At 54.6% G+C, this 14,615-nt stretch carries 13 protein-coding genes; 1 reads left to right on the top strand and 12 read right to left on the bottom strand.

Going from position 1 to position 14,615, the window contains the following annotated elements; translation table 11 throughout:
* Nucleotides 1-7: 7 nt before the first annotated feature.
* The 12 genes from EKM88_RS00555 to EKM88_RS00500 form a co-directional block, all read right to left on the bottom strand.
* The gene (locus EKM88_RS00555) at nucleotides 8-1,123 is read right to left on the bottom strand and encodes a glycoside hydrolase family 88 protein (protein ID WP_125702231.1); all 1,116 of its coding nucleotides are present in this window, start codon (nucleotides 1,121-1,123) and stop codon (nucleotides 8-10) included.
* The gene (locus EKM88_RS00550) at nucleotides 1,113-3,104 is read right to left on the bottom strand and encodes an alpha-amylase family protein (protein WP_125702230.1); all 1,992 of its coding nucleotides are present in this window, start codon (nucleotides 3,102-3,104) and stop codon (nucleotides 1,113-1,115) included. The genes EKM88_RS00555 and EKM88_RS00550 overlap by 11 nt, the downstream gene beginning before the upstream one ends.
* Nucleotides 3,105-3,145: 41 nt before the next feature.
* Nucleotides 3,146-3,625 (bottom strand): PTS system mannose/fructose/N-acetylgalactosamine-transporter subunit IIB, encoded by a 480-nt coding sequence (locus EKM88_RS00545; RefSeq protein WP_125702635.1) that lies wholly within the window; start codon nucleotides 3,623-3,625, stop codon nucleotides 3,146-3,148.
* A 24-nt stretch (nucleotides 3,626-3,649) separates the two neighbouring features.
* Complete coding sequence (locus EKM88_RS00540) at nucleotides 3,650-4,444, bottom strand: PTS system mannose/fructose/sorbose family transporter subunit IID (RefSeq protein ID WP_225418394.1); 795 nt, start codon at nucleotides 4,442-4,444, stop codon at nucleotides 3,650-3,652.
* The gene (locus EKM88_RS00535; RefSeq protein WP_125702228.1) at nucleotides 4,437-5,240 is read right to left on the bottom strand and encodes a PTS mannose/fructose/sorbose/N-acetylgalactosamine transporter subunit IIC; all 804 of its coding nucleotides are present in this window, start codon (nucleotides 5,238-5,240) and stop codon (nucleotides 4,437-4,439) included. The genes EKM88_RS00540 and EKM88_RS00535 overlap by 8 nt, the downstream gene beginning before the upstream one ends.
* Nucleotides 5,241-5,254: 14 nt before the next feature.
* Nucleotides 5,255-5,992, bottom strand: a complete 738-nt coding sequence (locus EKM88_RS00530) for a GntR family transcriptional regulator (RefSeq protein WP_125702227.1) — start codon at nucleotides 5,990-5,992, stop codon at nucleotides 5,255-5,257.
* Nucleotides 5,993-6,340: 348 nt separating this feature from the next.
* On the bottom strand, nucleotides 6,341-8,095 hold the full coding sequence (locus EKM88_RS00525) for a hypothetical protein (protein ID WP_125702226.1): 1,755 nt from the start codon (nucleotides 8,093-8,095) through the stop codon (nucleotides 6,341-6,343).
* An 11-nt stretch (nucleotides 8,096-8,106) separates the two neighbouring features.
* Complete coding sequence (locus EKM88_RS00520) at nucleotides 8,107-10,167, bottom strand: alginate lyase family protein (protein ID WP_125702225.1); 2,061 nt, start codon at nucleotides 10,165-10,167, stop codon at nucleotides 8,107-8,109.
* A 21-nt stretch (nucleotides 10,168-10,188) separates the two neighbouring features.
* Entirely contained in the window at nucleotides 10,189-11,013 is an 825-nt protein-coding gene (locus EKM88_RS00515; RefSeq protein WP_125702224.1) for a PTS system mannose/fructose/sorbose family transporter subunit IID, read from the bottom strand.
* Nucleotides 11,000-11,803, bottom strand: coding sequence for a PTS mannose/fructose/sorbose/N-acetylgalactosamine transporter subunit IIC (locus EKM88_RS00510; protein WP_125702223.1), 804 nt, complete (start codon nucleotides 11,801-11,803; stop codon nucleotides 11,000-11,002). The genes EKM88_RS00515 and EKM88_RS00510 overlap by 14 nt, the downstream gene beginning before the upstream one ends.
* A gap of 14 nt (nucleotides 11,804-11,817) precedes the next feature.
* Nucleotides 11,818-12,312, bottom strand: coding sequence for a PTS sugar transporter subunit IIB (locus EKM88_RS00505; RefSeq protein WP_125702222.1), 495 nt, complete (start codon nucleotides 12,310-12,312; stop codon nucleotides 11,818-11,820).
* A gap of 31 nt (nucleotides 12,313-12,343) precedes the next feature.
* On the bottom strand, nucleotides 12,344-13,531 hold the full coding sequence (locus EKM88_RS00500) for a glycoside hydrolase family 88 protein (RefSeq protein ID WP_125702221.1): 1,188 nt from the start codon (nucleotides 13,529-13,531) through the stop codon (nucleotides 12,344-12,346).
* A gap of 297 nt (nucleotides 13,532-13,828) precedes the next feature.
* Between EKM88_RS00500 and EKM88_RS00495 the strand changes: the two genes are divergently transcribed.
* Complete coding sequence (locus tag EKM88_RS00495; RefSeq protein WP_125702220.1) at nucleotides 13,829-14,572, top strand: GntR family transcriptional regulator; 744 nt, start codon at nucleotides 13,829-13,831, stop codon at nucleotides 14,570-14,572.
* Nucleotides 14,573-14,615: the final 43 nt, after the last annotated feature.

Raw genomic sequence — 14,615 nt, 5'->3', positions numbered from 1 at the left:
CTCCTTTTCACTGCAGGCAATCGTCACCAAACGTTGCCTGCAACTGCATCAGCGCCATCACTAAATAGTAATCGCCGTACACCGAGCTGATGCCTTGCTCTGCCGGTTTATCATACGCTGTCGAGAACCCCCAGAGGATCCCGTCCTGCGACGGATCCAGGTTAACCTGAGTCGCCAGAAGGGTCTTGAGTGCCCCGAACAGCTGCGTTCGGTACTGCTCACGCTTGGTTGCAGGCACCGCCGGCAGCAGGGGAATGATCCCGGTCGCAGCGGCTACCAACGCACTGGTGTCAGTCATTGTTGCTTCAGCCGGCTGCCGCAGATCCAGTTTAGGAATACCGCCGTTTGCCGTCACATGCGTCAAAAACTGATCAGTCACCTTGGTGGCCACACGTAGCCATTCTGGCCGGCCAAAGTAGGTATACGCTTGCGCAAATCCAGCGATCGCCCACGCTTGACCGCGCGCCCAGGCAGAGTTGGCGGCGTAGCCCTGCCCCTTCAGCACGTCGGTTTGCACCCCCGTATTGGGATCAAACACGCAGATGTGACGCACGGTGCCATCCGCACGAATGTGATGCGCAGCCACCGTTTCGGCATGCTTGGCAGCAATTGCCGCAAAGCGGGGGTCGCCAGTTGTTTCACTCGCCCAATACAAGAGTGGGAGGTTCATCATACTGTCGATGATCACCCACCCTTCCGTGCCAGGATCATCCCAGGAGCGAATAAATTGACCGTTCGGGTTGTAGCGTCCCGCCAAAATGGTCGCCGCATGGAGCCCCCGAACACGGCTCTTCGGATTCCCGGTTTGCTGATAATCCGCCACCGCGGACAGGCCATACATAAAACCAACATCATGGTGAAGCGACGTAAAGGTGACAAAATTCTCGTCCAGGCGTTGTTCGACCTGCTCCGCAACGGCACGAAAACGCGCGTTACCGGTTGCCGCGTAGCGTTGCCACATCAGTCCCGGCCAAAACCCGTTGGTCCACCAGGACACCTTTTTCGGAAATCGACCATACCCGCTGCCATCTGCGGCATACGGAATGGTTTCCCCCAGTCGCGCAATTTCGGCTAACAACTTAGTGTCGATCGTGGCCAAAACAGTTGAAAGGTTACTTGTCATCGGTGATCACCTGAATTACCTCATAGTTGTCGAGCTCCGGCAACGTAAACGCGACCATCCCTTCATCGGTAACTGTGTAAGGTAGCTGGACCCCACCACGCAACGTCTTGACCGCTTGCACAGCCTGACCAGTCGCTAGCTTAAGCGCAAAGTGCGTATTCGTCACCGGTGTCGCCGCCTCAATCGTGTCTAACCGCTTGGCGCGGCGAACCGGAATGTAGTGCATGTAATGAATCAGGTAATCATGCTGTGCCGGCACGCGATTCACCACAACGTCCGCCGTAATCGGCGCATCCGTCATCAGGCGACGCTGATAGCCCAGCACCTTCGTCAATGCATACAGCACGATTTCGCGGTACTCCCGCACCCCGAATTCTTTATACATCGCAAACAGATCACTGCCGATGTAGGCAACATTCGCCGTTGCCAAGCCAAATGGGTAACGCGACTGACCGCTGATCGGGGCCTGGTAGTGCGAGTAGTAGTGCGCAAACGTTCGGTTGTACATCGGATTGAACCGCGTGCCGATCGGTTGCCCCGCTCCCTGCACGTTATAGGCGTTCCCATGTAGCACCAGCTCAGCCTTACCGAGGTCTGCGCCTGCAAGCGCTGGATCAAACTTGGCGTAAGTCGGATGAAAGGCGTCCTCACCACGCGCTTCAAGTCCCAGAAATGGGGCAAACTGATCGCTGTCCCGCATCAGGCCACTGTGATAAGTCAGTAAGAGCTTACCGCCGGCCGTCACATACGCCTTGAGTTTGTCAGCCAACGGTGGCGTCAACCGCACCATATCCGGTAGAATAACGACCCGATACTCGTCAAGCGACATCTCGGCATCCACGATATCGAACATCAGATGCGCCTCATTAAGCATGTTGGTAACCCCTGCCAATGATGGGTCAACTTTGGCCTTGGGCTTGTGATACAGCGCGGTATGCATCACCGCAATATCAGCAGTAGACTCCTGATCGTGGATATACGGTTCTAGCTGTTCAATGACACCGTAAACTTGGCCGATTTCCTTGTAGGTTGCAAGCTGTAGGGTGCCGTCAGGGTACATTTGATCGCCAATGGAGCAGCCGGCACCATGCGCGATCGGCAAGAAGCATTCGTACTCCAGCGCGGCCAGATTCTTTAGACTCCCAAAGTCTGCCCAGTTGCGTTGAAATTTACCCGTCATGCCAATGTATGGTACGCCGAGTTTCTTCGCATAGCGCACGGTGACCGGAAAGTGCTGGTAACCCCAGTCAGCTGAAGCCAGTGATTCAATCTCTAAGTGATCGTAATCCGCCAGATTAGGGCGAATCGCTGGTGTAATGTTCCCTTCATTGTAAAAAATGGGACAATCCGGCAGAATTGCATGAATCATGGCCGTCATTTCATGCTTGAACGTCTGCTTCGTGGCTGTTGCAAACGCCAACCGATCTGCGTGGCTCGTTGGGTCTAATCCCTGCGCCTGCATCTTTTGAATGCATTGGTCACAGAAACACTCGTCCTGGCGAATGATATCAAAGAACACACCATCAACCTTACCCTTAAAATGCGCCAGCATATCTGTCACTTGCGTTTTGAGGTAATCCACATAGCCTGTATTGAAACACAAGGTTCGCCAACCTGGTCCGAGTTGGCCCACTTCATCAAAGCCATACAAACCACCATCCACCTTGCGCTCTAGCCACTCAGGATGCTGCTTGGCAGCATACGCGTCCCAACCCACGGTTGCATAAAGCGGGCAGCGCACTCCAATTTCATGACACGCATCGACCTCCTGCATTAAGAAGTCACCCTTCATCTGGGGATGACGCGCCGCCAGGGTCGTATCGTAAAAAATGTGACCATGGTGATCACGGGCGCACAATGTCATCGAGTTGACATGCCCCATCTGAAGTGCTGCCTGAAACTGCTGCTTGTCGAAGTTTTTCCCCAACTGAAACGGTAGTTCCGGCGTGTGAAAATCTAAGTGTACTTGCCGAAATAACATTATCTTTGTCCCCTTTTTCCCTCATCAGTCACGCTGAGAAACTACTTCAAAAATGTGGCTAGGGACGCGGCCTGATCATCCGGAACCATCTGAGCAGTAATTGTCACGCCATCTGCCATAAGGCGATTGAACAACGCGACTTGTTCATCTGTCACGTTGACGGACTTTTTGACTGCGTGGGTCCCTGCCTTAGCGCTCATATTCCCAACGTTGAACTGTTTAATTGGCAATCCTGCCGCAATCAACGCGGCGATATCCTCCGGTGTTTTCACAATCATCAGCACCCGGTGGCCTTCGTATCGGCCAGAGAGAATATTTTTGACCGCTGTCTCTTTGGTTAGAATCGAGGTAGCCACAGAACCTGGTGCGGCCATACGCAACATCTTCTTTTCAACCTCATCGTTGGCGACCTCATCGTTAATCACCATGATCCGCGTCGCCTTCAGCGTGTTGGTCCAAAATGCTGCCACCTGACCGTGAATCATTCGCTCGTCGATTCTAATATGAATAATTCCTGGCATTCCGTCCATTCATGTTCCCTCCTATCAGGCCAAAACCTTCAAACTGTACAGTGCGATTGCGAGGATCAAAAGAATAAAGATCACGCGTGTCGAGTTCATGTGCTTACGCCCAAGCAACCAGTACGTCAGCGCCACCAGCGCCACTGGGATCAACGATGGGAGGATTTTATCCAGCACATCCGTCTGAACGTTAACGGTCACCTTACCGTGCTTGTAAACCCATGCACTCGTTGCCGTCACCACCGTCGGAATCAGTGCCCCAACAACAGTTAAGCCGACCATAGAAGCGATCTGGGTGACCTTTTGAACTGTGCCACCAACTGCGTCAACGACCTTTGCCCCCTGGTTATAGCCAATCTTCAGGAATAAATAGCCCAACGGAATCTTCAGGAACCCGAGAATCAGCGCCAGAATACAGCCGATTGGACTGCCTTCGATCGCCATGTACGCCGCAATGGAGAAGAATACCGTTCCCCAAGTAACCCCGAAAATCGTGTCACCGACACCAGAAAGCGGTCCCATTAAACCGGTCTTCAATGCCGTGATAGTTTCCGCAGACTGCTCGCCTTCGCTTTCCTCGATTGCCATATTCGCACCGAGAACTAGGTTGGACATAATCGCGGTACAGTTAAAGAACTGTAGCTGCGACTTTACCCGCCGCTTAAGCACTTCGGGATCTTGATAGAGTTTCTTCATGACCGGTAAAATGGCGTAGCAATAGCCTAGGCCCATCATCTTTTCATAGTTCCAGCCGGTACTTGAAGCAAATAAATTGCGGAAAAAGGTCTGCTTCAGGTCTTTGCTCGTTAGTTTACTCATCTTCATCTACCCCCAACTGCGTGGCATTCGTATTTGCAACTGTCTGCGCCTGCGTTGGCTGACCATTGCTGCTTTTTGCAAATGTGATCAGCATGGCAATCGCTAGCGCAACGATCGAGATCCCAATCATCGGAATCTTGCCATAGGCTGCGAGCGCAAAACCAATCAAAACGAAAGCAAAGTACTTGTTCAGTGGTAGATACTTCAGGAGGATAGCAATCCCCAAGGCAGGCAGGATGCCGCCGGCCGTCTTCAAGCCGCCCATGAACCACTGCGGTAAAGCAGCCAGCGCTTCCTTGACGAAACCGTTACCCAACCACAGCGCCACAAAAATGGGTAAAAAGCGGGACAGCGACCAAGACACGGAGCCCAGCAAGTTCATGCGGCCCACGGCATTGATTTTGCCTTGATCTGCATAGGCTTCCGCACGGTGTTGCAAGAAGGTATTCACGAAGCGTGCAAAGATATCAAAGTTGACCGCCAATAAGCTGATTGGGATGGCCAGGCCGATCGCCGCCCCTGTGGACATGTGATTCGTCACCGCAAATGCCGTACTGATAATCGTTGCTGTGTTGTAGTCCGGAACAGATGCCCCACCGTATGAGCCAATCCCTAAGGACATTAATTGTAGCGTCCCGCCAATCACCAAGCCGGTCGTCATGTCGCCCATAATCAGGCCGACAAACATCCCGGTCACTGCGGAACCCTTGAAGCCAATCGCCGTATTCAAACCATCGTAAATGGACCAGGCGCCGTAAAGGGCTAATAACAAGATGCGCCACATTTCAATATGCATAATTACGCCTCCAATTAGCGTGTAATCTTAATTGAGTAATAATTCCAGCGAACGTATGTCTCCACGAACTCAAAAACGTTGTAGCTCGTCTCCGGGGTATAGGTCACGCGGGTGAAATGGTAAACGGGTTCATGTTTCTCGGTGCCAAACAGATAACTGACATAATCCGGCTGCGGGTACTGGACCGAGATATCTTCACTGAACTTGGCGTTACGCAAATCTAGCCCCAGCGCCTCGGCCAACTTATCCGTCAGCGCACTGTAATCCTCTTCCTTATCAAAGGTCAGATCACTCAGTGTCGATTTTGGAATGTAGTTGTTCTGCAATGACCAAATTTCATGGCCCAGCTTACGAATCCGTTTGAAGTGGACGATCGGTGCATTGACATCAATCTGCAATCGCTCGGCAATTGCAGCGGATTGAATGACCTGAATACTCAGCACCACAGTTTTTTCGTCTTGATTCCGCACCAATTTTTGCACTGGCGAGTTCGGTGCGTTCAACAGCTCCGTAAATTTAATGACACGATCAGGCAACTCCCGCCGCACAAATGTGCCGCTTCCCTGTACTCGGTTGAGATAGCGCTCCTGAACTAGCTCCTGCACAGCGCGCAAGACAGTTATTGAGCTCACCTGAAATCTTTCGACCATCTCCTTTTCGGTGTAGAATTGCGCTCCAGGCTTAAACTTTCCGGCTTGGATCTCCTCAAGGAGTTCCTCCTTGATTTTGAGATACTTCGGCTTTGCTTTCATTTAATGACCTTCTCCTTTGGTAAGCGCTATCTCGAATTTAGTATAATACATTTAACCCAAAAGTAAAATACTATATATAAACTTTGACCGCGCTTTCTTTTTTTGTCAGCTGAGACATTTCCTTTAGTGTACGCTCTGATCGCCCAGGAGGACAATCTCCCTTAGGATCGGCGCTCTGCCCACTGAACCAGCCAGTCTCTATATTATTTTTGCACCGAGACGCAGTTTCAGTGCGGACAAGCAAATCGTCCCGCAAAACCCGGGCCCGGGTTTTGCGGGACGATACAGACACCGCTCATTTTTTTGTGCGCACGCTAACTCACTTCACCGTTCATTAGCCTGATCACCTTACCGCACCGCCTCAACCTCGAATACAACCGTCTCAGCGGTAGCCGGGGCCAAATCAAATTCAAGCACGCATAACTCAAACCCCGGCGTCAACGCGAACCCGGCTTGCACAGCCTTCAATGTGGCGCTTGATGAGACCACCAGCTGCGTGGTGCCGTGTTGGATCGTCACACCGTTTGCGTGCCGTTTGACCGGCCAGTCGTGGCGCTGCCGAATCGGCAGGCGCAACGTGACAGGTCCGGCTGCCGCCGTTCGAATCGTCCAGCTGACCCGCTCATCTGCCACCTCGTAGCGGATCTCACCCGTTGCGCCAGCCAAATGTGCAAAATGCTGATCTGCAAAATTGAACTGAACCGTCGCCCCCGTTTGCGCCGCCGCCATCGTTGCCGTCAGGTCATACACGTTCGAATAGGTGACGCCGCCCGCTTCCGTCATCAGGCGCCAGGCGCTTGAGGTCAGGGTCGCTTTTTGACGACTCAGTTGCGTGTTTAATGGCTCACGGTCGGTGGTGTCGGTCATCCCGCTAGCCAGAATGGGACCATAGTCGCGGTGCCAAAGCATCCCCATCACCCCACCGACGCTATGTCCACCTTCAAAATGCGCGTAGTCCGTCGCGGTGACGCTGGCATAAAACGGCGGCGTTCGCCAAACCGAGGTGTTCACGGCGGCCAAGTGCCACCACCCCGTCAGCTCGGTGGTGGTGGTTGGCCGCTGCGCTGGCGGCGCCGCATCGATGCAGGCCGCCAGCACCTTCGCATGCGCAAAGAGATGATGCAAGCAAGGTGCCTCACCATGCGTCGCATAATCCGGGCCACCGTACAGGTAACCCGCATGCGTGCACCGTTCCAACAGGGAAAGCTGCGCCTCAACCACCCGGTCAAAGGCCGGATCCTGCTGGCTCAACCGCGTGAACGCCGCCAATGTGCCGTCACTGGTGCGGCTCCCCCAGTAGGTCCACTTAAAATTGCGCGTGCCAAAACTGTTATCCATTCCGCCATCGGGCAGCATCAGCGGCAGGTAGGTTTGCGCCACGCGCACCAGTCGGGCGTAGAACGGCGCGTCCTCCATCAACACCGCGTAGTCGATCAGATTCGGCAGGGTTTCCTCCAGACTGTACCCGACATCCACCGAGTAGCACCCTTTGGCGGTAATGCGTGCGCGCGGATTGCCCTCACCGAAAAGTAGGTGATCCGGTGTGAGATACCCCTGACAAAACGCGGCCAACTCTCGGGCCCGCTTGAAGTAACGCGGCTCCTCGAAAAAGTGCCCGCACATGGCCATTGCGGCCGCCCCCGCCGCATGGTAATTCGTGTTGGCCGGATCCGCCGGGGTGAAGTGGGCAAGTAGCCACTCGGCGATCTCATGCAGCCGCGTGTGCCAGGCCGCATACACAGGCGCGGCCAGCAGGTGACCATGCTTCTCCAGCGCCTGTTCCAGCGACTGGGCGAAGAAGATCGTGGTCTTGTTCCAGGTCTGCTGCGCATCATTGTAATAGCTATGATCGTCACAGTACAGGTTGTCTCCCCAGGTGAAGAAGCGCTCCGCCGCCTCACGGTAGCGCGCGTCGCCCGTCAGATCGGCCAGCGTCATTAAGGGGTAAATGCTGTCTATGACGCGCCCGTGAAAGTGTAGGCAGCTCGGGCAAAGCGCCCCGCCGCCGAAGCGCGGCTCCGGTGACGCCACCTGGTTAGCCATCAGCCGCGCCATCCAGCGCTTGAGCAGCGCGATTTCTCGCGCCCGAATTGGTGCATCCATCTGCCTACCCCCTACAACTTTATCCGCAGCAGCGCGGTGTCCTCACCAGTGCGGTGCACCACCGCGACCTGCGCATGGAACGGCACCCCATCGAGGCCATATATTTTCTTGCCCCGAAAGAGTTCCCGGTGAAAAATGCCGACCGAGTAGCTTTCCTGCGCCGATAATCGGATCCGCCAGGCTGAGCCTTCCTGCTCGGGCACCGGTGTCTCAAGGTTTTGGCAGATTGGAATGGCCTCAACTGCCACCGCTTTCGGCGCAAGGATCGTGGTCACGGCACAGCAATCATCGAACGCGGTATCGAATTGAACGATGGCGTGGTCCGTCAGCTCATTGTAGCGCGGCGAAAACGGGCCAGTGGTGACTGCGACCCGCCCCGGGTTCAACAGCTGCCAGTCATCATTCAAGTCCACCCGATCCCCCTCGGTTGTCGCGGTCACCGTCGGATCGAGGTGGAACCGCTGCGTCATCTCGTGGTGACCGGCCTGATGGACCTCGTCCGTGATCACCCAGACGCTGCCCGGCAGCATCACGATTTTGCGCGTCCACACGGACAGCGGGTGATCGCTGATCAGCGTGCCTTCCAAGTAATGGACCTGCCCGCGGTGCCGCACGTACGGCTTCAGCGGCGTGCCATACCGCAAGTAGCCCCAGCTGCCGTCCGGCTGAGACGGTGCATCGTCGTCGATCATCACCACATTGTGCGCCGGCATGGCCTTCAACGCGGCCCGAAGCGGGTGATCCTCGCGGTAAGTGAACCGCCCGGAATCGACCAAAAGCGGCTGACCGTGCCCGTAAATGGCCACGTGGCCGTTGTCGCTATGCCCATGCCCACTGCCCAGCGGCCCGTGATTGAAGAAGAGAAAATCCGCATCGGGTCGCCAGCTTGAGCGAATGGCAAAATTGCCGCTATCGGTGCCATCAAAGCACATGGCGTCGGGTTGGCCGGTGGCGATCTCACTAAACCGGCGGGCGGCGTTGGCGCCCAGCCAGTAAAGATCCTCAAGGTCAAGCGTCGCGTTCGTGTAACCAGCCACCCGCTGACCGCCCAGAATCAGCGCCGCGCGGTCAAAGACGTCCTGTGCCGGAATGCGATCGGTGTCCCCAAAAGGCTCCAGCTCGCCGGTTGGCGGCAACGTCAGCAGCAATGCGCGCGTCATCGCCACGGCTGCCGGCCGAAGTGCGGCGATCACCCCAGCGTCAACTCCCTCGGCACAGGCGATCACCCGCAACAGGTAATTGAGCACCTCCACGTGATACATCGTGGACTGTTCCCACTGCATGCCATCGTCCAGCACCTGCAAGGACACCTGCGCCTGCAACTCCTGGCCGGCCCAGTCAAGCAGCCCCTGTTCGTGTCGTGCGGGATCGAGGATCGGCAGCACCATTAAGAGGCTTGCGGTTTGAATGCTCCCCCAGTTACTGGTTTTATACTTTGGAATGTATTGGTCGCGCAGGTAACTGGCCTGCGCAAGCAAATGCGCAACGATACGCTGCAACGCCTGATCCGTCAGCTGATGCGCATCGTTCAGGTAAACCAAGGCGTCGACAATGTTCACGAGACGAATCCCGGTGTCCAACGTTCGCGTCGAATTCTGGGGCTGGATCACTGGGTGCTGATCGAGCCAAGTCATGATGTCGTCGATCCCCGCTTGGTAATAGGCCTTATTGCCGGTGATCACCCCTGCCAGCATGAGATCACTGAGCCAATCCATCCGATTGAGCATGAAGCACCACTCCGGATCATCATTTCGAATCGCCGAATAATCCAGCGGCTCCAGCTGATAGGGCGTCAGGCACCGCTCCATGTCCCAGGTCTTATCGAAGGTGAACGTGTGGGTCAACAGCTGATCCGCCCGGTGACAAATGGCCTGTCGGTCCTCTTGCGTGAGCAGATCCCCGATCCCTGCCAGGTCACGCTTTTCGGCCTGCGCCTGAAGCGCGGCCTTCACTGCCAAAATCGTCTCCAAAATTATTTCCTCCTCGTCTTGTGCCAGTACCACGTGTTGCGTCCCAAAACCAAAAGAGGGCATGCCAGCCTTCTTATCAACGATCGTAAGAAAGTCCGTCATGTCCTCATTGTCAGGGTTCGATTAGGCCCCTAAGATGTGCAGTGCACTGAGCGCAACCCCAATGACAACCGTCAGGATCACCAGCTTGTATGTCGTCCAGCCGTGCTTCTTGATCAGGTAGTACATCAGCAGCGTGTACAGAACAGGCAGCAACGCTGGCGCCACTTTATCGAGCAAGGCCTGAATATCAACCGTTGAGGTCGTGGCCCCTTTGGCCGCCTTTTGGCTTGATGCGTAAGTCAGTGTCACCTTCATCTTAACGAAGGTGGCCGCCAAGCCAGCAATGACGGTCACACCGACCATGCTGGCTGCGTTGGAGATCAGGGACATCTTCGCGCTGAGCTTATCGATCATGCTGGTCCCAAGACGCTGACCATAGGCCCCCATCCCGAACTTGATCATCAGAAGCGTCAGGTTTTCCGCGAGCAGGAAGAAAACAGGCGCCATCGCAATGTTGTTCATCGCCAAGGAAGCGAAAATGGTTGAGAACAGCGGCGCGATACAGAACTGGGACAACGAATCCCCGATCCCGGCCAGTGGGCCCATCAGCGCCATCTTGATCCCGCGAGTTTCCTTGTATTCCATGCCGTTGTCTGCCATGGCCAAGTGAATTGACGTGATGAAAGGCAACAGGTTGGGGTTGGTGTTGTAGAACTCAATGTTTTCAGACAGGACATCGCTCAGCTTTGCCTTGTCGTTGCCGTACAGCTTCTTGAACGCAGGGTACATGACCAACGAGTAGCCCAGCCCCTGGTAGTTACTGTAGTTAAAGCCATTCTGAAGGAAGTAGGACCGAAGCGTTGTTTTGCGGTAATCCTTGGTCGTTAATTTGTTAGATCCAGTCATCGCGCGATTCCTCCTCACTGACGGTTTCGGTTGCGGCTTGACCCGCAGTCTTCTCTTGCTTATCGTCCTCTGCAAAGTAGTACTTCAGGGCAAACACGAGCCCGATAATGGCGATCCCGATGACTGGCAGCTGCAAGAACGCTGCCAGGGCGTAACCCAAAAGTGCAAAGGGAACGAATTCCTTTTTGAGCATAACGGTCATGACCATCGCGAACCCGATCGCTGGCAGCATCCCACCCGCAACACTCAGGCCGGACAGCAACCAGGCTGGGATCAGGCCAACCAAGTTTCTCAGCGTGTCCATGCTATAGGCACCGAGGAAGCCAAGGAAGAAGCCAACGATGGCAAACAGGGAAACCGTTGTGTTGGACAAGATGCGGAACTTCGTGAAGTTCTGCTTCTTCAGCGCATTGCTGGCCGCTTCTGGCAGGCCCGCGCACAAGGTGTAAACAAACGTCTGAAGAAATTGGATGGCAACCGCGAATGGAATCGACAGCGCCAAAGCGCTTTGCGGCGTCACGCCGTTCATTGTGATGGCCATCAGCGTTCCGATGATCCCAGGGCCGATCGGGTTAGGTGGAACCGTCCCCCCAGCACCGACGCCAAAGCCCATAAATGCCAGTTCCGCAACGGCCCCACAGGCCAAGGCGGTTGGAATGTCATTCAGAATTACCCCGACCCCGAAGCTCAGTACGAGCGCCCGGTTCGTGTAGATTCCCCAGAGCATCCCCGCGTAACAAAACGCGGTCCAAAGCCCGATTAAAAGGGCTTGAATGAGTGTGATCTGCATGTGTAATGCCTCCCTTAATCCAAGTAGTCAGCAATGTTGACCTGGACGGAGCCGTCGTTACCTGACGGTGTCGTCCGGTTATCAAACGAGATGTGGTACTGTTCGATCATGGTCTTGAAGGCGTCCTTGTCTTCTTGGCCCAAAAAGATGGAGCGCGTCACTTTTTGCTTACCCGGCGCATTATGGATGTTGCCGATATTAACTTCTTTCACTGGGACGCCACCGGCAATCAAGCGTAGCGCGTCTTTTGGATCCTTGACCAGTAAGAAAATCTTCTGGGCTGGATTCGCCTTAAAAATAATGTCAATAACCTTTTGAACTGGGTAAAAACGCATGGCAACGCTTGATGGAATCACGGTTTTCATGAGCGTCTGCGCAACTTTGTCTTCAGCTGCCTCATCATTGGCGACGATCACCGTGTTTACGCCCAGTACTTTGATCCACATTTGGCCTTGCCCGTGAACAAGTCGTTCGTCGATACGTGTCATCACGATATTTGGTTCTGCCATTACTATCCCTCCGAAATGTTTGTGTGCAAGTTTACCAGTACATCTGCCAATCCTTCTTGTAGCGAACGAGCGCCTCCAAGAAGAAGTAGTCGCCCCACAGGTTGCCTTCATCAACACCCCGACCGGAATGCCAGGAATAGACGCCGTGGTTCAGTAGCGCGGTGATCCCCGTGGTTTCTGCTTCGGTGTAGTTGCGGATCAGGCTGCGTAACATCCCCGCCGCTGCGTGCGCATAGACATCATGCAGCGGATCATCAGCCGCGATAAACCGCTGCATCTGCTGCATGCCGCAGACCGCGATCGCCGTCGCCGAGGAGTCTTTAGACTGCCAGTCCTGATCGCCGAAGATCAAATCCCAGTATGACACCATGTCCGCTGGAACGCGATTCAAGAAGTAATTGGTGACCGCCTCATACGTGGGCAAGTCTGAATCGTCACGCAGGCGCGTGTAGTTCAGCGCGATCCCATAAATCAGCCAAGCCTGGCCGCGCGCCCAGCTCGAGTCATCTGAGTAACCCTGCCGCGTTTTGCCACCCAGTGGTGCACCGGTAACCGGATCAAAGTAGAACGTATGGAAAGCAGATGCATCATCCCGAATCGCGTACTTAAGGGTCGTGGCGTAGTGCTTCGTGGCAACGTCGCGATACTTCTCATCCCCTGTTTCTTCACTTGCCCAAAACAGCAGCGGAATGTTCAGCATCGCATCGACAATCAGCCGGTAATTATCAGCCGAGCCCTGCGCGCCCCAAGCCTGAATGAACTGGCCTTTGGGGTTGTAGCGCGTCATGAGCTTATCAGCGGCTTCAAGCGCCGCTGCCTTAGCAACTGGATTGCCCGTCAATTTGTAAGCACTGACACAAGAAGGTGAATAGAGGAAACCCAGGTCATGGTGATCAACATCAATTTCTTGATCGATTCGTGCCTTGAAACTCACCACGTTCTTCTCGGCAAGGTGGCGGAAGTGATCATCTCCCGTCACTTCGTAGCACAGCCACAAAATACCGGTCCAAAACCCAGTGGTCCATTCCACATTCTTCGTCGTGACGTAGGCGTTATTCACAGTCGATGAGCTGGGGAACGTCTCCCCCAGCTTCACGATGTTGTGCTTGACCTTCGCCACGACGGCGGCAATCGCCGCATCGATCTCCGTTTCCGAGAGAACCTGCTGATCCAAAAAGCGCTGCGGATCCTTCAACGGCTCCAAGTTAATCTGACTCATAGCAACCTCCAAGTCTCCCCTCCTTAATAAAGGGTTAACGTGTTATCTGTTTCCAAGGTTCATCATACTCGTAAAGGTTTCGGGTGTAAACGCTTTTTTCCCAAAATCTCACCGGGTTTGCCAGATCGTTGCCCGAAATGACGGACTTAGCCCTAATTAAGTGCTTTTCTTGTCCGAATTCGTCAAAATAAAGCGCTTAAAGCTAGCGTTTTCATGCGGTTTGCGGTACGCTATTAGCAACCAAGCTGATTATCACGTTAACCCTTAATACGCCATTAAAAAAATAGAGGTGGCCTCATGCAGCCTAAATACCAAACCATCAAACAAGACATTGTTAAAGCGATTCAAAACGGTGAATTCAAACCCGGCGAACGCATCTTCTCTGAGATCGAACTGCGCACGAAGTACGGCGTCTCCAGCACCACCGCGGTGCGTGCGTTGAACGAATTAGTCAACGACGGATACCTCGTTCGGCACCAAGGTGAAGGCACCTTCGTCCGCCGCAACCTGAACCATCAAAAGGCCTGGTTCACTGAATTTTCACCGGTGGTGCGTAACGCCAGCGGCCAACGCCTGAAGGTCACCGAGCGCAGTGCCACGCAGGTGACCACGGTCGTCGATACCCGTATCTCGACGCTACTGGGCGATCCCACCGAAGCCCAGGGATTGACCTGTATCCACCAGGTCGCCTATGCCAACGATATCCCTTGGAAGTTTCAGGACCGCTACATTCTTGGCTCTTACCTGGACAGCAAGGCAGCCGAACGCCTAGAGTCCGGCTCCAGTCTCTCCCGTGAAATGCGCCTAGACCGCAACATGGCCGATTACCCGACCCAGACCATCATCAACATCCAAGCCCTGGCCCAGAGTCCAACGCTTCAAGAAGAGATCCAATCGATTGGCGCCATGTCCTACTACGCCAATACCCCGTCGCTTTTTTACATCACGAAGACCTTCTTCGGGCCAGATCATCAGGCCCTGGCCTACCTGGTCAGCTATGACCACCCGGACTACTACTACTTGGAGGTTATGACGGACTAGGGTGTGTTGTAAAATCCCGGACTCCGGTCCAGCCAGTGACACT

Source organism: Lacticaseibacillus daqingensis, assembly GCF_003946115.1.
Lineage (GTDB): Bacteria > Bacillota > Bacilli > Lactobacillales > Lactobacillaceae > Lacticaseibacillus > Lacticaseibacillus daqingensis.
Note: the sequence above shows the minus strand (reverse complement) of the source record. Positions and strands in the feature narration are given on the sequence as shown.